Consider the following 20,633-nt stretch of genomic DNA (forward strand, 5'->3'; position numbering starts at 1 on the left):
GCCCCCGACCCTCAGGCGGGGTCGCCCACGGACAGGTCGGCGAGCGCCTCGGCGCCGAGGCCGTGCGAGACGGCCCACAGCACCGCCTGGCTGCGGCTCTGCACCCCGGTCTTGCGGTAGGCGTTGCGGATGTAGGACTTCACCGAGTTGAGCGAGATCTGCATCTGCCGGGCGATCTCGTCGTTGCTCTTCCCGGTCGCGATGTGGGCGAGCGTCTCCCGCTCGCGCACCGTGAGCAGGTCGACCTGCGTGGTCGAGCGGAGCTCCTTGGTCGGCAGGACCGGCAGCAGCGGCGCCACGACCGTCTCCCCGAGGTGGATGCTCCGCAGGGCCCGCCCGAGCTGGGCGGCGTTCAGGCTCTTGGAGAGGTAGCCCGCGACACCGTGCGCGAGCGGCTCGTGCGACAACCCCGGTTGGTGGTTCCACGTGTAGACCGCCACGTGCCGGATGAAGGGGTCGGCGACCGCGCGCTGCAGCGTGGTGTCACCCCGGGGCGCTCCGAAGGTCTCGACCAGCGCGACGTCGACGGGCGTGCGTGCGCGGTCCTTGACCGACACCAGCTCGAAGCCGCCCAGCGTTTTGAGCATGCTGTCCAGACCGCGCCTGACGAGCTCGTCGCCGCCCAGCAGCGCGACACGGATGTCCATGAGGGGTCCCCAGTCGTCCAGGAGGCGTGGACCGTCCACTCCTCGACGACCCCCCAGCCGTCACAAGGACAGTAGACCGCGCCGGCCCGGTTCATGCGTCGCCGTCGACCGGCCCCCACGCGACTACACCCCCACGGGTGAGCCTGGCCGGTTTGGAACTGATACCCCCTAGGGGTATAGTCGACGGCATGAGCGAGCAGCACGGTCACCTCGAGGGCAACGCCGACGCGGTGCAGGCCCACCTGAAGCGACTCCGCCGGATCGAGGGCCAGGTCCGCGGCATCCAGCGGATGGTCGAGGAGGAGAAGTACTGCATCGACATCCTGACCCAGGTCTCGGCCGCGACCAAGGCGCTCCAGGCGCTGGCGCTCTCGCTGCTCGACGACCACATGGCGCACTGCCTCGTCGACGCCGCCCGCGAGGGAGGCGCTGAGCAGGAGCAGAAGCTCAAGGAGGCGTCCGAGGCCATCGCGCGCCTCGTGAGGTCCTGAGCCGCCAGGCTCCCCACCGCGCACTCCCGCCCGCACACCGTCCGACCAGCCCGACCCGCCTGACCCCATTCCACCGCCTGACCAGGAGCCCACCATGAGCCAGACCCAGACCTACGCCGTCACCGGCATGACCTGCGAGCACTGCGCCGCGTCGGTCACCGAGGAGATCTTCGAGATCGCCGGCGTCGAGGACGTCGACGTCGTCGTCGAGACCGGCGCCGTCACCGTGACCAGCACCGCCCCCCTCGACGAGTCGGCCGTCCGGGCCGCCGTCGAGGAGGCCGGCTACACGCTCGCCTGATGAGCACCCCCGTGCGCGTCGTCGCCTTCGTCACCGCCCTCGCCGCCGCCTTCGCGGTGGCGTGGGGCGGGGGCCGGCTCGTCGGCCCCCTGGACACCGAGCCCGTCGCCGCCCACGGCGGCATGGCCGGCGTGTCCGCCCACGACGAGCAGGCGGACGCGGCGGGTCGCGGTGCCGCGGACGGGCACGGCGTGCACGCAGCCGGCGTCGCCGCGGCTTCGGGGCTCACCGCCCGGGCGGACGGCCTCACCCTCGCCCTCGCGGACCGCTCCCTGCGCCCCGGTCGTCAGCGGCTGGACTTCCGGGTGCTGACGTCCAGCGGCCGGCCGCTGCTCGACTACACCCGCGAGCACGAGAAGAACCTCCACCTGATCGTCGTACGTCGCGACCTCACCGGGTTCCAGCACGTCCACCCGACGCTCGACCGGTCGACCGGCACGTGGTCGGCGCGGGTTCGCCTCACGCCGGGCGTGTGGCGGGTCGTGGCCGACTTCACCCCCGAGGACCGTGACGGCACCACGCTGGCCGACGACGTGGCCGTGGCCGGGACGTTCGCGCCGGCCGACTCCCCCGTCGACGACCGCACGGCGACGCTCCGGACCGACCAGGGCACCTACACGGTCACCCTCACCGGCGACACCGCTCCCGGCGCGCCCACGGTGCTGACCACCCGCATCGAGCTGGACGGCGAGCCGGTCACGGACCTCGAGCCCTACCTGGGCGCCCACGGACACCTCGTCGCGATCCGTGCCGGCGACCTCGGCTACCTGCACGTGCACCCCGAGGAGGGCGCGCCCGGACCGGGGATCGACTTCGCCACCGGGTTCCCCGAGCCCGCGACGTACCGCCTGTTCCTCGACTTCCGGCACCGCGGCACGGTCCGGACGGCCGCGTTCACCGTGGCCTCCGGCGCCGCGCGGGGCGACGCCACCACCGAGCACCCGACCCAGCACCCGAGCCAGCACCCGAGCCAGCACGAGGAGGACGACCATGACCACTGACACCTCCCCGGCCCAGCTCAGCGACGTCGAGCTCGCCATCACCGGCATGACCTGCGCCTCGTGCGCCAACCGGATCGAGCGCAAGCTCAACAAGCTCGACGGGGTCACCGCGAGCGTCAACTACGCCACCGAGAAGGCGAAGGTCTTCTACCCGCAGACGGTCTCGACCGACGACCTGCTGCGCACCGTCGAGGCGGCGGGGTACGCCGCCGCGCTGCCGGCAGCCCCCGACGCCGCGACGGCGACCACCGGGCCCGAGCGCGACCCCCTGCTGCAGCGGCTGCTGGTCAGCGCCGCGCTCAGCATCCCGGTCGTCGCGATGGCGATGGTGCCGGCGTGGCAGTTCACGTCCTGGCAGTGGGCCTCGCTCACCCTCGCCGCGCCGGTCGTCGTCTGGGGCGCGTGGCCCTTCCACCGCGCCGCGTGGACCAACCTGCGCCACGGCGCGACGACGATGGACACGCTCGTGTCGCTCGGCGTACTGGCCGCCTTCGGCTGGTCGCTGTGGGCGTTGTTCCTGGGCACCGCCGGCGAGCCCGGCATGACCCACCCGTTCCGGCTCTCGATCGACCGCACCGACGGCGCGGCCAACATCTACCTCGAGGCCGCGGCCGGGGTGACGACGTTCCTCCTCGCCGGCCGCTGGCTCGAGCACCGCTCCAAGCGGCAGGCCGGTGCCGCGCTCCGCGCCCTGCTCGAGCTCGGAGCGCGCGACGTCGGGGTGCTGCGCGACACCTCGTCCGGCGAGCGTCGAGAGACCCGCATCCCGGTCGACCAGCTGGTCGTGGGCGACGAGTTCGTCGTCCGCCCGGGCGAGAAGGTCGCCACCGACGGCGAGGTGGTCGAGGGCACCTCCGCGGTCGACGCGTCGATGCTCACCGGCGAGTCCGTGCCCGTGGAGGTGCGTCCGGGCGATGCCGTCGTCGGCGCCACCGTCAACGCCGGCGGGCGGCTCGTCGTCCGCGCGACCCGCGTGGGAGCCGACACGCAGCTCGCCCAGATGGCGCGCCTGGTGGAGGACGCGCAGAACGGCAAGGCGGAGGTCCAGCGCCTCGCCGACCGGATCTCCGGCGTCTTCGTGCCGATCGTGATCGGCCTGTCGGTCGCGACCCTCGGCTTCTGGCTCGGGGCGGGCGGCGGCGCGACGGCCGCCTTCACCGCGGCTGTCGCCGTCCTCATCATCGCCTGCCCGTGTGCGCTCGGCCTGGCCACGCCCACCGCGCTCATGGTGGGCACCGGCCGCGGCGCCCAGCTCGGCATCCTCATCAAGGGCCCGGAGGTCCTCGAGTCCACCCGCCGAGTCGACACCGTCGTGCTCGACAAGACGGGCACCGTGACCACGGGGGAGATGACGGTCCACGACGTGGTGGCCGCCGACGGCGAGTCCGTCGACGACGTACGCCGCCTCGCCGCCGCTCTCGAGCAGGCCTCCGAGCACCCGATCGGCCGGGCCATCGCCGGCACCGGCGACCGGCTGCCCCCGGTGGACGACTTCGTCAGCCGCGAGGGGCTCGGCGTGCAGGGCCTCGTCGAGGGCCACGCCGTCGTGGTCGGTCGCCCGCAATTGCTGGCCGAGTGGGCACAGCACCTCGACGACGACCTGCGCGCGGCCGTCGAGCAGGCCCAGGCCTCCGGTCGTACGCCCGTCGCGGTGGGCTGGGACGGGCGGGCGCGCGGCGTCGTGGTGGTGGGGGACACCGTGAAGCCGACGTCGGCCGAGGCCGTCGCGCGCCTGCGCGACCTCGGGCTGGAACCGGTCCTGCTCACCGGCGACAACGAGGCGGCGGCCCGCCACGTCGCCGAGCAGGTCGGCATCGAGACGGTCGTGGCCGACGTGCTGCCCGCCGACAAGGTCGCCGAGGTGCAGCGGCTCCAGGCCGCCGGCAAGGTCGTCGCGATGGTCGGCGACGGCGTCAACGACGCCGCGGCGCTCGCGCAGGCGGACCTCGGTCTCGCGATGGGCACCGGTACCGACGTCGCCATCGAGGCCGGCGACCTCACGCTCGTGCGCGGCGACCTGCTCGTGGCCGTCGACGCGATCCGCCTCGCCCGCAGGACGTTGTCGACGATCAAGGGCAACCTGTTCTGGGCGTTCTCCTACAACGTCGCCGCCCTGCCGCTGGCCGCGGCGGGGCTGCTCAACCCGATGCTCGCCGGTGCGGCGATGGCGTTCTCGAGCGTCTTCGTGGTGACCAACAGCCTCCGGCTGCGTGGGTTCCGCTCCTCGGTCTCGTGAGCGGTGCGTGAGGCAGGTTCTGCACCTCCGGAACCTGCCTCACCCACCGCTCGCCCGCCGCGTTTCTTCAGCGGTGCGTGACGCAGGTTTCGCGCTCCCGAAAGCTGCCTCACCCACCGCCCGCCACGCCGCCGCCTCTCCGGCGGTGCGTGACGCAGGTTCTGCGCTCCCGGAACCTGCCTCACCCACCGCTCGCCACGCCGCGTTCCCCCGGCGGTGCGTGACGCAGGTTCTGCGCTCCCGAAAGCTGCCTCACCCACCGCTCGCCACGCCGCGTTCCCCCGGCGGTGCGTGACGCAGGTTCTGCGCTCCCGGAACCTGCCTCACCCACCGCTCGCCACGCCGCGTTCCCCCGGCGGTGCGTGACGCAGGTTTCGCGCTCCCGGAACCTGCCTCACCCACCGCCCGCCACGCCGCCGCCTCTCCAGCGGTGCGTGAGGCAGGTTTCGCGCTCCCGGAACCTGCCTCCCCACCGCCCGCCACGCCGCGTTCCCACCGCCGCCGGGCAGAGGGTCGGCGCGGGGCAGCCCGCCGCGAGGCGTCTGGGACAATCGGCCCTCGTGGACGGACCCCTGCCCCTCGCGCTGCTCGTCGGCTCCCTGCTGTTCGCGGCGGTCGTGCTGGTCTACGTCGTGCTCGACCGCACGCCCGACTGGGGCCTGCTCGGCCTCGCCGGCGTGGTCGAGGCGGCGACGCTGGTGCTGCTGGTGGTCGCCGCAGTGCAGGTGGGCGGCGTGGATCTCTCCGGAGGCGCGGTCGTCACCCTGTTCGGGTACCTGCTGGCCGGTCTGGTGCTGCTGCCCATCGGCTTCGTGTGGTCGCTGGCCGAGCGGAGCCGCGGCGCGACCGCGGTGCTGCTGGTCGCGGGACTCGCGCAGGCCTTCGTCGTGCTGCGCGTCATGCAGGTCTGGCCGTCATGAGGACGAACCCTTCCACCCGCACAGGCGCCGGCCGCGCCCTCGTCGCCGTCTACGGCGTGTTCGCGCTCGCCGCGACCGCGCGCTCGCTCGTCCAGCTGCTCACCAAGGCCGACGAGGCGCCCCTGGCGTACGCGCTCTCGGCCGTCGCCGGGCTCGTGTACGTCGCGGCCACGATCGGCCTCGCCGAGCTCGGTCCCGACCCGCGCCGGCTGGCGTGGGCCGCGGTGGGCTTCGAGCTCGTCGGCGTGCTGACCGTCGGCACGCTCACGGTCCTGGACCCCGAGCTCTTCCCCGACCAGACGGTGTGGTCGGCGTACGGCGCCGGCTACGGCTGGCTGCCCCTGGTGCTCCCCTTCGCCGGCATCGCCTGGCTGTGGCACACGCGGCCGCGGCCCTGAGGCGGCGCCAGGCGCCGAACCGGATCCACTCCTCTCGGAGACCGCCTCGAGGGACCCGTCCACGACCCGGATCGCGGTCTGCTCGTCGATCGCGTACGCCGGTCCGCCGACCCGGCTGCCCACCGCTCCGCCTCGGACGGCGAGTTCTCCGGGAACGCGCCGAGGTGGGGGAGGACCGAGAAGTCGACGACGCTGAGGGTGCAGTCGTCCGGCGCCGCCGGCCGCCCGACCGCCGAGGTCAGTGGCTCTCCGGCGGCAGGTGCTTCTTCATGAGCCGCCGGACCCGCTTCTGCTTGCGGTCGGGGATCATCGAGCGCATCTCCTCCAGCTTGCCGAAGCACAGCAGCCGGTCCTCGCCCTCGAGCACGGTCTTGTTGCGGGGGTTCGGGATGACGTGGGTGCCGCGGTGCAGCGTCAGCACGGTGATGTCGCGCTCGTCGAGGCCGGACTCGCCGAGCCTCTTGCCGACCATCTCCGAGCCGGCGTGCACGACGATCTCGGCCACGCCGTAGCCGGTCGACACCGTCAGCCGCTGGCGTACGTCGATGTCGGGGAAGGCGACCTGGTTGGCCATGTAGTCGACGATCGCGCCGGCGACGTCGAGCCTGGTCGCGGTCTCGATGCCCTCGAGCCCGGGCGAGGAGTTCACCTCCATCACCTGCGGTCCCTTGCGGCCCTCGAGCATGTCGACGCCGGCGACCCGGAGCCCCATGATCTGCGCGGACCGCACGGCGACGCGCTCGAACTCCTCGTCGAGCTCGACCGCCTCCACGCTGCCGCCGCGGTGGACGTTGGAGCGGAACTCGTCTCCCTGTGCGACCCGGCGCATGGCCGCCACCACCCGGTCGCCGACCACCAGCGCGCGGATGTCACGGCCCTTGCTCTCCTTGACGAACCGCTGGATGAGCACGTTCTGCCGGGTGCTCTGCAGCGTCTCGATGATCGCCTCGGCGACCTTGAGGGTCGGCGCCAGGATCACGCCGATGCCCTGCGTACCCTCGAGCAGCTTGATCACCACCGGGGCGCCGCCGACCCGCTCGATCGCCGGGATCACGTCGGCGCGGTCCCGCACGAACGTCGTGGCCGGCATCGGGATCTTGTGGCGCGACAGGATCTGCGTGGCGCGTAGCTTGTCGCGGCTGTTGGCGATGCCGTAGCTGGTGTTGGGCGTGTAGACGTCCATCTGCTCGAACTGGCGCACCACGGCGGTGCCGAAGTAGGTGATCGAGTTGCCGATGCGCGGCAGCACGGCGTCGTACGTCGAGAGCTGCTTGCCGCGGAACAGCAGGTCGGGCTCGTCGCCGGACAGGTCGATGCCGAAGCGCAGCGTGTTGAGCACCTTCACGTCGTGGCCACGGTCGAGGGCCGCCGTCCGGAGCCGCTGGGTGCTGTACGAGCGCGGGGCGCGGGAGAGGATGGCGAGCTTCACGGGCGTCATACAAGCACGCCCCCTCCTGGTCCGGACCACCTGACAAGATGGGCCCGTGTCGTCCCCCGAGCCGCCCGAGCCGCCCGAGCAGCCGGCGCAGCCGCACGTCGTCGTCGGGTGGCGTGAGTGGGTGGCGCTGCCGCAGGCCGGCCTGCCGTGGGTGAAGGCCAAGATCGACACCGGGGCACGGTCGTCCTCCATCCACACCTTCGACCTCGAGTCGTTCGACCGCGACGGCGAGGAGTGGGTGCGCTTCTCGATCCACCCCTGGCAGCGCTCCGACGAGGACCACGTCGAGCTCGCCCTGCCCGTGCTCGACCGCCGGGAGGTGCGCTCCAGCAACGGCCAGGCGGAGGAGCGGTACGCCGTCGCGCTGGACGTGACGCTCGCCGGGCGCACCGTCACCACCGAGATGACGTTGAGCAACCGGGACGAGATGGGCTTCCGGATGCTGATCGGGCGCGCGGCGCTCGAGCGCGGGTTCCTCGTCGACGCGTCGCGCTCCTACGCCGGCGGCCGGCCGCGCCGGTCCGTGCGGCGGAAGAACTGGGGGAAGTAGTGGCGCGCGAGTCGTTCGCCATCGGGGGCGTGAGGATCCGCTCCGGGACCGCGCGCGCCCTCGAGCTGCCCATCACGCGGCTCGTCACCGGCGCCGACGTCACGCTGCCGGTCCGCGTGGTGCACGGACGGGAGGACGGGCCGAGCGTGTGGATCGACGCGGCGATCCACGGCGACGAGGTCGCCGGCGTCGAGGTGGTCCGGCAGGTGATGGCCGGCCTCGACCCCAAGGCCTTCCGCGGCACCCTGGTCGCGGTGCCGATCGTCAACGTCCTCGGGTTCATGACCGGCGACCGCTACCTGCCCGACCGGCGCGACCTCAACCGCTCCTTCCCCGGCTCCGCGCGGGGCTCGCTCGCGAGCCGCATCGCCCACCTGTTCATGCGCGAGATCGTCGCGGGCTGCGAGGTGGGCATCGACCTCCACACCGGCTCCGACCGGCGCAGCAACCTGCCGCAGGTCCGCGCCGACCTCGACGACCCGCGCACCCGCGAGCTCGCCGCCGCCTTCGGGGCGCCGGTCATGCTGCACGCCCGGATCCGCGACGGCTCGCTGCGCCATGCCGCCCGGGAGCAGGGCGCGAAGGTGCTGCTCTACGAGGCCGGCGAGCCGCTGCGGTTCGACGACTACGCCGTGCAGGCCGGCGTCGTCGGCGTACGCCGGGTGCTGGCGGCGCTGGGCATGACCGAGGCCGTCGACGAGCCCCCCGTCGAGCCGAGCCTGGAGTGCCGCGCCAGCGGCTGGGTGCGCGCGCGGCGCACCGGGATCCTCCACCTCGACGCTCAGCTGGGCCAGAAGGTCAGCGACGGGGAGCGCCTGGGCACGCTGTTCGACTCCTTCGGCAAGACGCTGCGGGCGGTGTACGCCAACCGCGACGGCATCGTGATCGGCCGCACCGAGGCGCCGCTCGTGAACTCCGGCGACGCCGTGGTGCACATCGCCGAGTGAGCGGTCCGGCGCGTCTGGTTGAGTGCGCGACATGGTCTTCGACGCTCCTGCCTTCGACGTGGCGGCCTTCCGCGCCGGGTTCCCGTCCCTCGACTCGGGCATCGCCCACTTCGACAACCCGGGCGGCACCCAGACACCACGCGTGGTCGGCGACGCGATCGCCCGGACCCTGACCGGGCCGCTCTCGCAGCGCGGCGCCGCGACGCTGAGCCAGCGCAACGCCGAGGACGCCGTCGCCGGGTTCCGCTCGGCGGTCGCCGACCTCGTCGGCGGCGACCCGCGCGGTGTGGTGCACGGTCGCAGCGCCACCGCGCTGACGTACGACGTCTCCCGCACGCTCGCGGCGACGTGGGCCGCCGGCGACGAGGTGGTCGTCAGCGAGCTGGACCACGACGCCAACGTGCGGCCGTGGGTGCAGGCGGCCGAGCGCGTCGGGGCGAGCGTCCGGTGGCTCCGGCTCGACCCCGCGACGGGCGAGCTCGATCTCTCCTCCCTCGACGTCATCGGCGAACGCACCCGGCTCGTCGCCCTGACGGCTGCCTCCAACCTGCTCGGCACGCGGCCGCCGGTGGCGACCGTCGCCGCCCGGGCGCACGAGGCGGGCGCGCTGGTCCACGTCGACGCGGTGCACCACGCCGCGCACGCGGCTCCGGACGTCGCCGTGATGGGGGCCGACCTGCTGGTCTGCTCGCCCTACAAGTTCTTCGGTCCGCACTGCGGCGCCCTCGTCGCCGACCCCGCGCTCCTCGAGACGCTGCGGCCGGACAAGCTGGTGCCGTCGAGCGACGCGGTCCCGGAGCGGTTCGAGCTCGGGACGCTGCCCTACGAGCTGCTCGCCGGGACGACCGCCGCGGTCGACCTCATAGCCTCCCTCGGCTCCGGTGCCTCCCGGCGGGAGCGGCTGGTCTCCGCAGCAGGCCTGGTCGCGGCGCACGAGCTGCGGCTGCGGGAGCGGATCGAGGAGGCGCTGGGCTCGCTCGGCGACCACCTGACCCTCCACTCGCGGGCGGCGGACCGGACGTCCACGCTGTTCCTCACCTTCCACGAGCGCCGGCCCGTGGACGCGTACGAGCACCTCGCGAAGCGCGACGTCCTCGTGCCGGCCGGCACGTTCTACGCCCACGAGACGTTCCGGGCGCTGCGGCTGCCGGTCGACGCCGGCCTGCGGATCGGGCTGGCGGCCTACAACGACGACGGCGACGTCGACCGGCTGATCGACGGGCTGACCGACTTCCTCGGGGCCTGAGTCGCCGGGGTCCGGCTCAGCCGTGCCGCCACCCGTACGTCCGGCTGCGGGCGCCCGCGCGGAACCCGATCCGGCGGTGGAGCCGCCCCGGCGCGGGATAGCCGTCGTCCCCGTCAGGGCCGGTCACGACGTGGTCCAGGCCGGGGTCGTGGGGCGCGAGCGTCATGAGCCGCTCGTACGCCGCGGCGGTGACCCGGAACGTGGCCGACCAGGCGGCGCGGTGGACCGCCGCCCAGCGCTCGTGCTCGCCGCGGCGCACCGCGAGCCCGGCGAAGACAGCCGTGACGCGAGCGCCTGCATCCGCCGCAGCGCCTGCTCGACGTCGAGCCGCTCGGGGGTCATGACCGCACCGTGGCACCGCGCGGGGTGGACGCGCGCAGGCTCTGCGCGCCGTCAGCCGTCGTGGACCTGCTCGGCCACCTCCTCGGAGGCGAGGCCCTGTTCGTGGGCGCGCGAGTCCACGCCGTCGGCGTCGACCATGTCGCCGACGGTCGCGTTGCCAGTGGGCTCGGCGTCGAGGGCGGCCTGGCGCTCCTCGTCGCTGACCCGCTCGCCGGCGGTCGGGAACGCCGACTCCTCGGGGTGCGGGGCGTAGGGGTCGGGCTCGGTGCGGTCGTCGCTGGTCATGGTCCGACCGTACGCCGCCGGCGCTCCTCCACAATGGACGGGTGGACGGCGAGGCTCACTGGGTGCTCCACGTCGACATGGACCAGTTCCTCGTCGCCGTGGAGCTGCTGCGCCGTCCCGAGCTCGTCGGCCTCCCGGTCGTGGTCGGCGGCCGCGGCGACCCGACCGAGCGCGCGGTGGTGTCGACGGCGTCCTACGAGGCCCGCGCGCGCGGCGTGCGCAGCGGCCTCGCGCTCAAGCTCGCGAAGCGGCGCTGCCCCGACGCGGTCTTCCTCCCGGTGGACTTCCCGGTCTACGAGGAGGCCTCGGCGCGCGTGATGGAGACGCTGCGGTCGCTCCCCGGCGCGGTGGTCGAGGTGCTCGGGTGGGACGAGGCGTTCGTCGGCATCGAGACCGACGACCCGCTCGCCACGGCCCGGGCGATCCAGGCGGCGGTGCTCGAGGCGACCGGGCTGCACTGCTCGGTCGGCATCGGCGACACGCTGGTGCGCGCCAAGATCGCCACCGACTTCGGCAAGCCGCAGGGCACCTTCCTGCTCACCCGCGACAACTGGATGGAGGTCATGGGCCACCGGCCGACGACCGCGCTGTGGGGGGTCGGCACCCGGATCGGGGCCCGCCTGCAGTCGATCGGGATACGCACGGTCGCCGACCTGGCCCGCGCCGACGAGGCCGCCCTCGTCGCGGAGTTCGGGCCGTCCAACGGACCGCACCTCGGTCGGCTCGGTCGCGGCGGCGGACGCGCGAAGCCCGACGACACGCCGTGGGTCGCGCGCGCCCACGGCCGCGAGACGACCTACCAGGCCGACCTCACCACGCCCGAGGAGGTCCGCGAGGCGCTGCGTGAGCTCGCCGAGCGGGTCGTCGACGACGTCCGCGCCGAGGAGCGCCCGGTGCAGCGGGTGCACCTCAAAATCCGCTTCGTCCCGTTCTTCACCGTCACCCGCATCCGCAAGCTGCCCGAGCCCACGTACGACGTCGAGGTGATCGCGCGGACGGCCTTCGAGCTGTTCCTCGCCCTCGACGACGCCCGGCCGGTGCGGCTGCTCGGCGTGCGCGGTGAGATGGTGCCGCCCGCCGGCGGCTACTGACGCCTAGCCGCCCGCCAGCGGCGACAGGCCGGCCGCAAGGGCGCGCCGCGCTCGCGTCCGGGGGTCGTGGGCCGTGAGCCGGGTCACGACCGGAGCCGTGGGCGCCGCCGCGGGTGCGGCCGCGCCGCCGGGCTACTCGGTCGCGATGGCGTCGAGCACCTTCATCCGCGAGGCGCGGACGGCCGGGACGATCGCCGCGAGCACGCCGAACACCACGGCGACGACCAGGAACATCACGAGGGAGCCGAACGGGATCGCCAGCACCGTGAGGTCCTCCGCGAGCGACTGGCGCAGCGCGACGCCGACCAGCAGCCCGACGACGAGCCCCAGCACGGCGCCGAGCACCGCGATGGCGATCGACTCCAGCGTGATCATCCGGCGCAGCCGGCGACGCGACAGTCCGACCGCGCGGAGCAGGCCCACCTCGCGCGTGCGCTCGATGACGCTCAGGCCGAGCGTGTTGACGATGCCGATGACCGCGATGATCACGGCCAGCGCGAGGAGCCCGTAGATCATGAACAGCAGCTGGTTGACCTGCTGCTTGATGAGCTCGGCGAAGCCCTCCTTGTCCTGCACCGTGACGATCGGGGTGTCCGCGACGACCTCGTCGAGGGCCTCGTGCACCTCGTCGACGTCCGCGGACTCGGTGACGTTGACGCTGAGCATGCTGTCGGTGCGGCGCAGTCCGGCCTCCTCCAGGACGCTGATGGGCAGCGTGACGCCGTTGGTGATCGGCGTGTCCTCGAAGATGCCGACGACCTCGAGGTCGACGACCTCGCCCCCGGGGAACGCGACCGGCACCTCGGAGCCCACCTCGGCGCCGAGCTCGGCGGCGCTGCTGGCGCTGAGGATCGTCTGCTCACCCGACATCTGCTGGGTCCCGCGGCGCATCTCGAGCTCGTAGATCTCCGCGAAGGCCTCGTCGACCCCCATCACGAAGCCCTGGTCCTGCTTCACCATCGCCACCGAGCCCTGCATCCGCGAGACGGTCTCGACGCCGTCGACCGCCGCGATCTCGTCGCCGATGGTGGTCGAGAACCCCTGGAAGGTCGGCGACTGCACCAGGAAGTCGCTGCGGAACTCCTTGTCGACGAGCTCGTCGTTGGTGGCGCTCAGCGAAGACGCCAGCACGCCGACGGCGGACACCACGGCGAGGCCGATCATCAGCGCGGAGGCGGTCGCGCCCGTACGACGGGGGTTGCGCAGCGCGTTCTCCCCGGCCAGCTTGCCGGTGGTGCCGAACACGCGGCCGAACACCGTCCGGCAGGCCAGCAGCACCGGGTGCCCCAGCACGGGGGCGAGCACCGCGACGGTGATCACCCAGATCACCGCGCCGGCGCCGATCCAGGCGGCGTCGGCACCCGGCGCACCCACCAAGCCGGCGCCGATGAGCGCGGCCCCCACGAGGAGCGCGAGGCTGCCCAGCACGATCCGTCGGCGGCCGAGCGCCTTCTCCTGCACGGTCAGGTCGTCGCGCAGGGCCGCCACCGGCGGGACCTTCGCCGCGCGGCGCGCGGGCACGAAGGCCGCCACCATGGTCACGCCGATCCCCACCGCGAAGGCGGCCACGACGGTCGAGGTCGTGAGCACCAGGACGTCGCCGGCGATGTCGAGGCCCTGGGCGCGGAAGATCGCGGCGAGGCCGCGCGAGAGGCCGAGACCGAGCAGCAGCCCGAGGGCGGAGCCCAGCAGGGCCATGAGGAACGCCTCGACGAGCACCGACCGCGTCACCTGGCGCCGGCTGGCGCCGAGCGCGCGCAGGAGGGCCGACTCGCGGACCCGCTGGGAGACCAGGATGGAGAAGGTGTTGAAGATGATGAAGGCACCGACGACGATCGCGATCACCGCGAAGGCGATGAGGAAGTAGCCGATGAGGTCGAGCAGCTGGCCGATCTGCTCGTCGGACTCGTCGATGACCTGCTGCCCCGTGACCGCGGTGAAGCCGTCGGGCAGGACCGTCCTCGCCGCGTCGGCGAGCTCGGTCTGCGAGACGCCGTCGGCGGCGGTCAGGGTGACCGTCGTGTAGGCGTCCGCGCCGTCGAGGAAGGCCTCTTGCGCCTGGCTCGTCTCCAGCAGCGCGAGGGTGGCGCCGGCGGTGCCGCCGCCGTTGAAGTTCGACGTGCCGACCAGCTCGAACGTGCGGCGCTGCTCACCGGTCGGCATCAGGAGGGTGACCTCGTCGCCGATCTCGTACCCCCCGCGCTCGGCGGAGGACACGTCGAGGTTGATCTCGCCGGGCCGCTCCGGCCAGGCCCCCTCCTCCAGGATCAGCACCGGCTCGCCCTGGACGTTGACGCTGTCGTAGTAGTTGAAGACCAGGGTCGGCGCACCCGTGCCGCCGACCAGCTTGCCGTCCTCGTCGAGGAGGTTGGCCCCGACGCCGTCGACGGAGCCGTCGGCCGCGGCGACCTCGGGCAGCTCCCGGAGCCGCTCGACGACCTCCGGCTCGACGAGGTTGGTGGTGCCGGCACCCGAGGCCTGGAAGGACACCTCGCCCTCGGTGCGCACGACCGCGTCGGAGGTGGAGCCCTCGATGATGTTGTCGAACGTCGCACCCAGGCCGTGGCTGAACGTGAGCACGCCGGCCAGGAACCCGATGCCCAGCACGATGGCCAGGGTGCTCATCACCAGCCGGACCTTGCGCGCGACCAGGTTGCGCCACGTGAGGCGGAGCACCGGCTCAGCCCGCCTTGCGCGCGGAGGCGTCGTGCAGGCGCCCCATGCGCTCGAGGATCGCGTCGCGGTCGGGGTCGCGCAGCTCGTCGACGATGCGGCCGTCGGCGAGGAAGAGCACGCGGTCGGTGTACGACGCCGCCACCGGGTCGTGGGTCACCATCACGACCGTCTGGCCGAACTCGTCGACGCTGCGGCGCAGGAAGCCGAGCACCTCCGCCGAGCTGGTGGAGTCGAGGTTGCCGGTCGGCTCGTCGGCGAAGACGATCGACGGCCGGCTGACCAGCGCGCGGGCGCAGGCCACCCGCTGCTGCTGGCCGCCCGACATCTCGCTGGGCCGGTGGCCCAGGCGAGGCCGGAGCCCCACCGCGTCGATGACCGCGTCGAACCACTCCTGGTCGGCCTTCCTCCCGGCCAGGTCGAGGGGCAGCAGGATGTTCTCCCGAGCGGTCAGGGTGGGCACGAGGTTGAAGGCCTGGAAGACGAACCCGATCCGGTCGCGGCGCAGGGTCGTCAGCGCCTTGTCCTTCAGGCTGCCGAGCGAGGTGCCCGCCACGACCGCCTCGCCCGAGGTCGGCGTGTCCAGCGCCGCCAGGCAGTGCATCAACGTCGACTTGCCGGAGCCCGACGGACCCATGATCGCGGTGAACTCGCCGCTCATCAGGTCGACCGTCACCCCGTCCAGCGCCCGTACCTCCGCCTCCTGCGACCCGTAGGTCTTCACCAGGTCCCGAGCGCTCGCCGCGACGCCGCGCGTCGCCTCCCCCGTCGCGTGTCCAGTCATGCGGCAAGTCTGGCAGCGGGCTCCGACGCCCTGCCATGGGATAAGACCCGCAGGCGACCCTGACATCTGTCAGGGGACACACCGGGGGCGCAGGTGGGCGTACCTGGGGCGGACCGCCGGTCGGGGCAGGGCCGGCGAGGCCCTAGGTTGTCGGGCGTGGGAGACGTCGCGGCCGGGCTGCTGACCGGCCTGTCCCTCATCGTGGCGATCGGGGCGCAGAACGCCTTCGTGCTGCGCCAGGGCCTGCGCCGCAGCCACGTCGGCCTGGTCGTCGCGGTCTGCGCGGTCTCCGACCTCGTGCTCATCCTGGCCGGCGTCACCGGCATCGGCGTGGTGGTGGACCGCGCGCCGTGGGCCGTCGAGGTCGTGCGCTGGCTCGGCGTCGCGTTCCTCACCGTCTACGGCGTCGGCTCGCTGCTGCGCGCCCGCCGGCCGCAGGTGCTCGCCGTCGGCGAGGGCGCCGTCGAGTCGCGGCGCGGCGTGCTCGCCCGGGCGGTCGCCCTGACCTGGCTCAACCCGCACGTCTACCTCGACACCGTGCTGCTGCTGGGCTCGATCGCGGGCACACACGGCGACCCCGGCCGCTGGTGGTTCGCGGTGGGCGCGGGCGTGGCGAGCATCCTGTGGTTCGCGGGGCTCGGGTACGGCGCGCGCCTGGCCGCACCGCGGCTCGCGAGCCCCCGGGCCTGGCAGGTGCTCGACGTGCTGATCGGCCTCGTGATGCTGGCGATCGCCGTACGCCTCGCGCTCGGCTGACCCCTCCCCTCCCCCTGGGTAGTCCACCGGGAAACGGTCGTCGGGGGCGCGTCGCGGCAGCCGTTCCCCGGTGGACTACCGCAGCTGGCGGCGGCGGGCCCGCGGCGGGCCGGCGGCGGTCATTCGCCGGCCATTCCGCGGGCCCCCGCGGGGTAGTCCACCGGGTAACGGTCGTCGGAGGCGCGTGGCGACAGCCGTTGCCCGGTGGACTACCGCAGCTGGCGGGGGGCCGGCGGCGCCCATTCGGCGGCCATTCCGCGGGCCCCGCGCGGGGTAGTCCACCGGCAAACGGTCGTCGGGGGCGCGTCGCGGCAGCCGTTGCCCGGTGGACTACCGCAGCTCGCGACGGCGGGCGGCGGCGGCGGGGCCGGCGGCGGCGGGGCGGCGGCCGCGGGCCGGCGGCGGGCCAGCGATGGGCGGCGGCCCGTCAGTCGGCGTCGGGGGCGGACGCGGCGTCGCGGGCGACGGCCTCCTCGTGGCGCCGGTGCAGCCGCTCGCGGATCTCCGCCGCGTCGTAGTGGCGGCGTACGCGCTCGTCGCGGGCGACGGCCGCGCCCGTGGCCACCCCGGCGAGGATCCCGGCGAGGCCGAGCCACTTCCATCCCTGCACGGGCCGAGCCTAGACGCGTCGTGCGGCAGACTGCCACGCATGGCAACGCCCCTGACCCTCGACGAGGCGGTCGACCTCACCCGCAGCGGCGACATCTGGTTGTTCCGGGGCCGCCGGGCGCCGGACCGCGCGATCCGGGCCGTCACGAACTCGCCGGTCAACCACGTCGGCATGGCCGTCGTCGTCGACGACCTGCCGCCCCTGATCTTCCACGCCGAGCTGGGCAAGAAGCAGGTGGACATGTGGACCGGGGCCAACCACCGCGGCGTGCAGCTGCACGACCTGCGCGAGGCGGTCGCGCGGTGGCAGGGGGAGTACGCCCAGGACGCGTGGTTCCGCCAGCTCGAGCCCGAGATCGGGCGGGACGAGGAGGACGGCATGCTGCGGGCCATCGCCCGGCTCGACGGCGTGTCGTTCCCGAGCCTTACCCGGCTCGGCGCGCGCTGGCTGCGCGGCCGGGACGCCTACGTGCCGCGGCGCAAGCGCGGCCACCGGGTCACGCCCGAGGCGGCGTTCTGCGCGGAGATCGTCGCGACCTGCTACATCGAGATGGGCATCCTGCGCGACGACCGGCGGGCCACCTGGTACGACCCCGGCACGTTCTGGAGCGGCGACTACCTGCCGATCTCCTCCGGCTGGAGCCTCGGCACGGAGGTCGCGGTCAGCCGCTGACGGCCCGGGCCAACCGGTCCGCGACCACCCGCACGGCGGCACGCAGCTCGTCGCCGCCCACCACCGTGAACGGGATCGGCACGTGCGCCAGCCACTCGCCGGCGTACGCCTCGGGGTTGCTGGTGCTGCCCACGAGCTCGCAGCGGCCGTCGGACAGCTCGCGCAGGTCGCCGAGCGTGGGGCGCACCCACGGCCGGACCTCCGCGAGGGGCGCGTCGAAGACCACGTGGGTGTCGTGCTCCCAGCCCTTGCCGAGGTTCGCCTCGAGCGCGGCCGCCGGGTCGAGGTCGGCCGGCACCTCGAAGACCCCGTCGAGCCGGGTGACCTCGGTGATGCGGTCGATCCGGAAGGTGCGCAGCGCGTCGGCGTGGTGCGAGTGGCACAGCAGGTACCACCGGCCGTAGCGCACCACGACCGACCACGGGTCGACCTCGAAGGTGCGCGCGTTGCCGGCCGCCGTGCGGTAGCCGACCCGCACCCGGCGCTGCGCCGCGACGGCGGCGACGAGCTCGCTGGTCACCTCAGGGTCGGGCCGGGCCGGGTGCCGCTGCGGCACCGCCCGGGCCGTCTCCCGCAGCGCGACCGCCTGCCGCGCGACGTTCGTCGGCAGCACCCGCAGGATCTTGCCGAGCGCCGAGCCGACCGGGTCCTCGGGGTCGGCCACCGCGTGCTGGGAGTCCAGCGCCGCCATCACCAGGCCGAGCGCCTCGGTCGCGGAGAAGACGAGCGGCGGCAGCCGCAAGCCGCGTCCGAGCGTGTAGCCGCCGTACGGACCGCGCGTGGACTCCACCGGGATGTCGGCCTCCCGCAGGATCGCCACGTAGCGGCGAGCCGCCCGCTCGGTCACCCCGAGGCGCTGGGCCAGCTCCGCGGCTGTGGTGCCGGGACGGCCCTGAAGCACGTCGAGGGCACGCAACGCCCTGGCTGTGGGGCTGGTCGGGCTCATGCACAGATCCTGCCACCGGTTCCGGACGCGGATCGTCCGGAATGCTCCCTAAGGTCGGTGTCGGGATCGGTGCTGCCGACCCCGCCATCCCATCACCACCGAAGGAGAACCCATGGACATCGTGCTCGTCGCCGGACTCTGGCTCGACGGATCGGCGTGGGACGCCGTGCTGCCCGAGCTCGAGCGGCTCGGCCACCGCGGCATCCCCCTGACGCTGCCCGGCCAGGGCGACGGCGCGACCTCGTCGACGTACGACGACCAGGCGGCGGCCGTGGCCGCGGCGGTCGACGCCGCCGACGGGTCGCCGCTCGTCGTGGGTCACTCCGCCGCGTGCACCCTCGCCTGGGTGGCGGCCGACCGGCGCCCGGAAGCCGTCACCGGCGCGGTGCTCATCGGCGGCTTCCCGGCCACCGAGGGCAGCACGTACGCCGACTTCTTCGAGCCGGCCGGCGAGAGCGTCCCCTTCCCCGGCTGGGAGCCGTTCGCCGGGCCCGACTCCGACGACATGTCACCCGAGCTCAAGGCCGAGGTCGCCGCCGGCGCCCATCCGGTCCCGGTCGGCGTCACCAAGGGCGTCGTGCACTGGACCGACGAGCGCCGCCACGGCGTGCCGCTCACGCTGGTCTGCCCGGAGTTCAGCCCGGCCCAGGCGCAGGAGTGGATCGCGTCCGGTGACGTGCCCGAGCTCGCCGCCGCGACCGCCCTGGAGCTCGTCGACATCGACTCGGGCCACTGGCCGATGTACACCCAGCCGGCCGCCCTCGCGTCACTGCTGGACGAGGCGACACGCCGCTGAGCCGCTGCTCAGTCGAGCAGCTCCTCGGGACCGGCCGCCATCGTCGGCATGTCGGCCGGCGCCCGGTCCGCGGGTCGGACCGCCTCGAGCGGCGTCGGCGGCGTCATAGGGGTGATCGGCAGGACGACGTACCCGCTCGGGACCCCGGCGGCCAGGTCGACGTCGAGGTCGACCAGCTCGGCCGGCGCCACGCCCAGCATCACCGCGACCGTGAGGGCGTTGTCGGGCCGGTCGGCGGGGTCCTTCTGCAGCAGCGCCGCCACGACCTCTCGCAGGTCCTCGGGCACGTCGTCGCCCAGCGGCGGCGGCGGCTCGTTGACGTGGCACATCGCCGTCGCGATCGGGGTGCCGCGGTCGAAGGGGCGCTGCCCGGTGAGCATCTCGTGCCCGACGACGCCGAGGGCGTAGAGGTCGCTGGCCCCCGTGGCGCGCTCGCCGACGGCCTGCTCGGGGCTGATGTAGTTGGGGGTGCCGAGCATCTCGCCCACCCGCGTGTGGCCGATGGCGTCGATCGCCCGGGCGATGCCGAAGTCGGTCAGCTTCACCAGTCCGTCCTCGCGCACCAGGATGTTCGCCGGCTTCACGTCGCGGTGGACCACTCCCGCCTCGTGGGCGGTGCCCAGCGCGAGGGCCGCCTGGCCGAGGATCGAGCGCACGGTGTCGGGCGGCATGGCCCCGTGCTCGCGGATCAGCGCGGAGAGCGGCAGGCCCGGCACGAGCTCCATCACCAGGTAGGAGAGGTGGTCGTCCTCGCCGTAGTCGAACACGGTGGTGATGTTGGCGTGCAGCAGCGCGGCCGAGTGGAGCGCCTCGTCGCGGAAGCGCTGGGCGAAGATCTCCTCGTTGTCCGGGTCGGGGCGCATCACCTTCACCGCGACGTCGCGCTGGAGCACGTCGTCGAGGGCGCGCCACACGTCGGCCATGCCGCCGGACGCGATGCGCTCCTGCAGCACGTAGCGGTCCCCGAGACGGAGTCCTTCCACGAGCCTGTGCATCGGGCTGTGCCCCACTTCCCTCGGAATCGGTGCAGATGACCGCACCAGCCGGTGATGCTACGCCGCCTCCTCGCCATCCCGCTCGTCGTACCCCCCTGCGGGTGACCGCTTGACAACGTACAACCACTCGGTTGTATGTTTGTCCTGTGAACGAGACGGACGAGGACCGGGCCGATGCCTGGTTCCACGCGCTCGCCGACCGGACCCGGCGCGACATCCTGCGTCGCGTGCTGGCCGGGGAGCACTCCGTCTCCACCTTGGCGCGGAGCTACGACATGAGCTTCGCCGCCGTCCAGAAGCACGTCGCCGTGCTGGAGCGGGCGGGCCTGCTGACCAAGCGTCGCCAGGGACGCGAGGCCCTGGCGAGCGGCGACGTGGAGGCGGTGCGGTCGGTGGGCGCCATGCTCACCGAGCTCGAGGCGCTCTGGCGCGGCCGCATCGCGCGGATGGACGAGCTCTTCGCCACGGACCCCGACCCCCAGCAGTAGCACCCACTCACCGGAGGATC

23 protein-coding genes are annotated in these 20,633 nt (G+C 73.7%); 14 read left to right on the forward strand and 9 right to left on the reverse strand.

The genetic code is table 11. The features are described 5' to 3' along the window. Positions 1 to 11: 11 nt before the first annotated feature. Positions 12 to 647 carry a helix-turn-helix transcriptional regulator gene (locus J3P32_RS07945; protein WP_210439272.1) on the reverse strand — a complete coding sequence of 212 codons (636 nt, stop codon included), beginning with the start codon at positions 645 to 647 and terminating at the stop codon, positions 12 to 14. A 188-nt stretch (positions 648 to 835) separates the two neighbouring features. Between J3P32_RS07945 and J3P32_RS07950 the strand changes: the two genes are divergently transcribed. From J3P32_RS07950 to J3P32_RS07975, 6 genes are all read left to right on the forward strand, one after another. Then, complete coding sequence (locus tag J3P32_RS07950; protein WP_210439273.1) at positions 836 to 1,138, forward strand: metal-sensitive transcriptional regulator; 303 nt, start codon at positions 836 to 838, stop codon at positions 1,136 to 1,138. A gap of 94 nt (positions 1,139 to 1,232) precedes the next feature. Then, entirely contained in the window at positions 1,233 to 1,439 is a 207-nt protein-coding gene (locus J3P32_RS07955; RefSeq protein ID WP_210439274.1) for a heavy-metal-associated domain-containing protein, read from the forward strand. After that, positions 1,439 to 2,440 carry a hypothetical protein gene (locus J3P32_RS07960; RefSeq protein ID WP_210439275.1) on the forward strand — a complete coding sequence of 334 codons (1,002 nt, stop codon included), beginning with the start codon at positions 1,439 to 1,441 and terminating at the stop codon, positions 2,438 to 2,440. The genes J3P32_RS07955 and J3P32_RS07960 overlap by 1 nt, the downstream gene beginning before the upstream one ends. After that, the gene (locus J3P32_RS07965; RefSeq protein ID WP_210439276.1) at positions 2,430 to 4,676 is read left to right on the forward strand and encodes a heavy metal translocating P-type ATPase; all 2,247 of its coding nucleotides are present in this window, start codon (positions 2,430 to 2,432) and stop codon (positions 4,674 to 4,676) included. The genes J3P32_RS07960 and J3P32_RS07965 overlap by 11 nt, the downstream gene beginning before the upstream one ends. A gap of 560 nt (positions 4,677 to 5,236) precedes the next feature. Next, positions 5,237 to 5,596 (forward strand): hypothetical protein, encoded by a 360-nt coding sequence (locus tag J3P32_RS07970; RefSeq protein WP_210439277.1) that lies wholly within the window; start codon positions 5,237 to 5,239, stop codon positions 5,594 to 5,596. Continuing rightward, positions 5,593 to 5,994 (forward strand): hypothetical protein, encoded by a 402-nt coding sequence (locus J3P32_RS07975; RefSeq protein ID WP_210439278.1) that lies wholly within the window; start codon positions 5,593 to 5,595, stop codon positions 5,992 to 5,994. The genes J3P32_RS07970 and J3P32_RS07975 overlap by 4 nt, the downstream gene beginning before the upstream one ends. Before the next feature lie 238 nt (positions 5,995 to 6,232). On the opposite strand, the gene J3P32_RS07980 is transcribed toward J3P32_RS07975, so the two are convergent. Further along, entirely contained in the window at positions 6,233 to 7,423 is a 1,191-nt protein-coding gene (locus tag J3P32_RS07980; RefSeq protein ID WP_210439279.1) for a RimK family alpha-L-glutamate ligase, read from the reverse strand. Between the two features lie 55 nt (positions 7,424 to 7,478). On the opposite strand from J3P32_RS07980, the gene J3P32_RS07985 reads away from it, so the two are divergent. The 3 genes from J3P32_RS07985 to J3P32_RS07995 are packed head-to-tail and all read left to right on the forward strand — an operon-like array spanning position 7,479 to position 10,175. Beyond that, entirely contained in the window at positions 7,479 to 7,982 is a 504-nt protein-coding gene (locus J3P32_RS07985) for an ATP-dependent zinc protease family protein (protein ID WP_210439280.1), read from the forward strand. Positions 7,983 to 8,011: 29 nt separating this feature from the next. Beyond that, positions 8,012 to 8,929, forward strand: a complete 918-nt coding sequence (locus J3P32_RS07990; protein WP_210439281.1) for a succinylglutamate desuccinylase/aspartoacylase family protein — start codon at positions 8,012 to 8,014, stop codon at positions 8,927 to 8,929. 31 nt (positions 8,930 to 8,960) lie between these two features. Then, positions 8,961 to 10,175 (forward strand): cysteine desulfurase-like protein, encoded by a 1,215-nt coding sequence (locus tag J3P32_RS07995; RefSeq protein WP_210439282.1) that lies wholly within the window; start codon positions 8,961 to 8,963, stop codon positions 10,173 to 10,175. A gap of 16 nt (positions 10,176 to 10,191) precedes the next feature. Here J3P32_RS07995 and J3P32_RS08000 read toward each other — a convergent pair whose 3' ends face one another. Both J3P32_RS08000 and J3P32_RS08005 read right to left on the reverse strand, forming a co-directional pair. Further along, on the reverse strand, positions 10,192 to 10,434 hold the full coding sequence (locus J3P32_RS08000; RefSeq protein ID WP_210439283.1) for a hypothetical protein: 243 nt from the start codon (positions 10,432 to 10,434) through the stop codon (positions 10,192 to 10,194). Positions 10,435 to 10,568: 134 nt separating this feature from the next. Next, a complete protein-coding gene (locus J3P32_RS08005; RefSeq protein ID WP_210439284.1) occupies positions 10,569 to 10,802 on the reverse strand; it encodes a hypothetical protein in 234 nt (77 codons plus the stop codon). Positions 10,803 to 10,843: 41 nt separating this feature from the next. Between J3P32_RS08005 and J3P32_RS08010 the strand changes: the two genes are divergently transcribed. Next, positions 10,844 to 11,893, forward strand: coding sequence for a DNA polymerase IV (locus J3P32_RS08010; RefSeq protein ID WP_307861622.1), 1,050 nt, complete (start codon positions 10,844 to 10,846; stop codon positions 11,891 to 11,893). 132 nt (positions 11,894 to 12,025) lie between these two features. On the opposite strand, the gene J3P32_RS08015 is transcribed toward J3P32_RS08010, so the two are convergent. After that, positions 12,026 to 14,569, reverse strand: coding sequence for an ABC transporter permease (locus tag J3P32_RS08015; RefSeq protein ID WP_210439285.1), 2,544 nt, complete (start codon positions 14,567 to 14,569; stop codon positions 12,026 to 12,028). 4 nt (positions 14,570 to 14,573) lie between these two features. Then, positions 14,574 to 15,350 carry an ABC transporter ATP-binding protein gene (locus J3P32_RS08020; RefSeq protein WP_210439286.1) on the reverse strand — a complete coding sequence of 259 codons (777 nt, stop codon included), beginning with the start codon at positions 15,348 to 15,350 and terminating at the stop codon, positions 14,574 to 14,576. A gap of 156 nt (positions 15,351 to 15,506) precedes the next feature. Between J3P32_RS08020 and J3P32_RS08025 the strand changes: the two genes are divergently transcribed. Beyond that, complete coding sequence (locus tag J3P32_RS08025; RefSeq protein ID WP_307807797.1) at positions 15,507 to 16,106, forward strand: LysE/ArgO family amino acid transporter; 600 nt, start codon at positions 15,507 to 15,509, stop codon at positions 16,104 to 16,106. Between the two features lie 427 nt (positions 16,107 to 16,533). Here the strand turns inward: J3P32_RS08025 and J3P32_RS08030 are convergent, their stop codons facing one another. Beyond that, positions 16,534 to 16,716 carry a hypothetical protein gene (locus J3P32_RS08030; protein WP_210439287.1) on the reverse strand — a complete coding sequence of 61 codons (183 nt, stop codon included), beginning with the start codon at positions 16,714 to 16,716 and terminating at the stop codon, positions 16,534 to 16,536. A 39-nt stretch (positions 16,717 to 16,755) separates the two neighbouring features. Here J3P32_RS08030 and J3P32_RS08035 point away from each other — a divergent pair, with 39 nt between their 5' ends. Next, positions 16,756 to 17,388 carry a hypothetical protein gene (locus J3P32_RS08035; RefSeq protein ID WP_210439288.1) on the forward strand — a complete coding sequence of 211 codons (633 nt, stop codon included), beginning with the start codon at positions 16,756 to 16,758 and terminating at the stop codon, positions 17,386 to 17,388. On the opposite strand, the gene J3P32_RS08040 is transcribed toward J3P32_RS08035, so the two are convergent. Further along, positions 17,378 to 18,334, reverse strand: a complete 957-nt coding sequence (locus J3P32_RS08040; protein WP_210439289.1) for a helix-turn-helix transcriptional regulator — start codon at positions 18,332 to 18,334, stop codon at positions 17,378 to 17,380. The genes J3P32_RS08035 and J3P32_RS08040 overlap by 11 nt on opposite strands. A gap of 112 nt (positions 18,335 to 18,446) precedes the next feature. On the opposite strand from J3P32_RS08040, the gene J3P32_RS08045 reads away from it, so the two are divergent. Then, entirely contained in the window at positions 18,447 to 19,130 is a 684-nt protein-coding gene (locus J3P32_RS08045; RefSeq protein WP_210439290.1) for an alpha/beta fold hydrolase, read from the forward strand. A gap of 8 nt (positions 19,131 to 19,138) precedes the next feature. Here the strand turns inward: J3P32_RS08045 and J3P32_RS08050 are convergent, their stop codons facing one another. After that, on the reverse strand, positions 19,139 to 20,113 hold the full coding sequence (locus J3P32_RS08050; RefSeq protein ID WP_210439291.1) for a serine/threonine-protein kinase: 975 nt from the start codon (positions 20,111 to 20,113) through the stop codon (positions 19,139 to 19,141). Between the two features lie 158 nt (positions 20,114 to 20,271). Between J3P32_RS08050 and J3P32_RS08055 the strand changes: the two genes are divergently transcribed. Further along, on the forward strand, positions 20,272 to 20,613 hold the full coding sequence (locus J3P32_RS08055) for an ArsR/SmtB family transcription factor (protein ID WP_210439292.1): 342 nt from the start codon (positions 20,272 to 20,274) through the stop codon (positions 20,611 to 20,613). Positions 20,614 to 20,633: the final 20 nt, after the last annotated feature.

Source organism: Nocardioides xinjiangensis, assembly GCF_017916385.1.
Lineage (GTDB): Bacteria > Actinomycetota > Actinomycetes > Propionibacteriales > Nocardioidaceae > Nocardioides > Nocardioides xinjiangensis.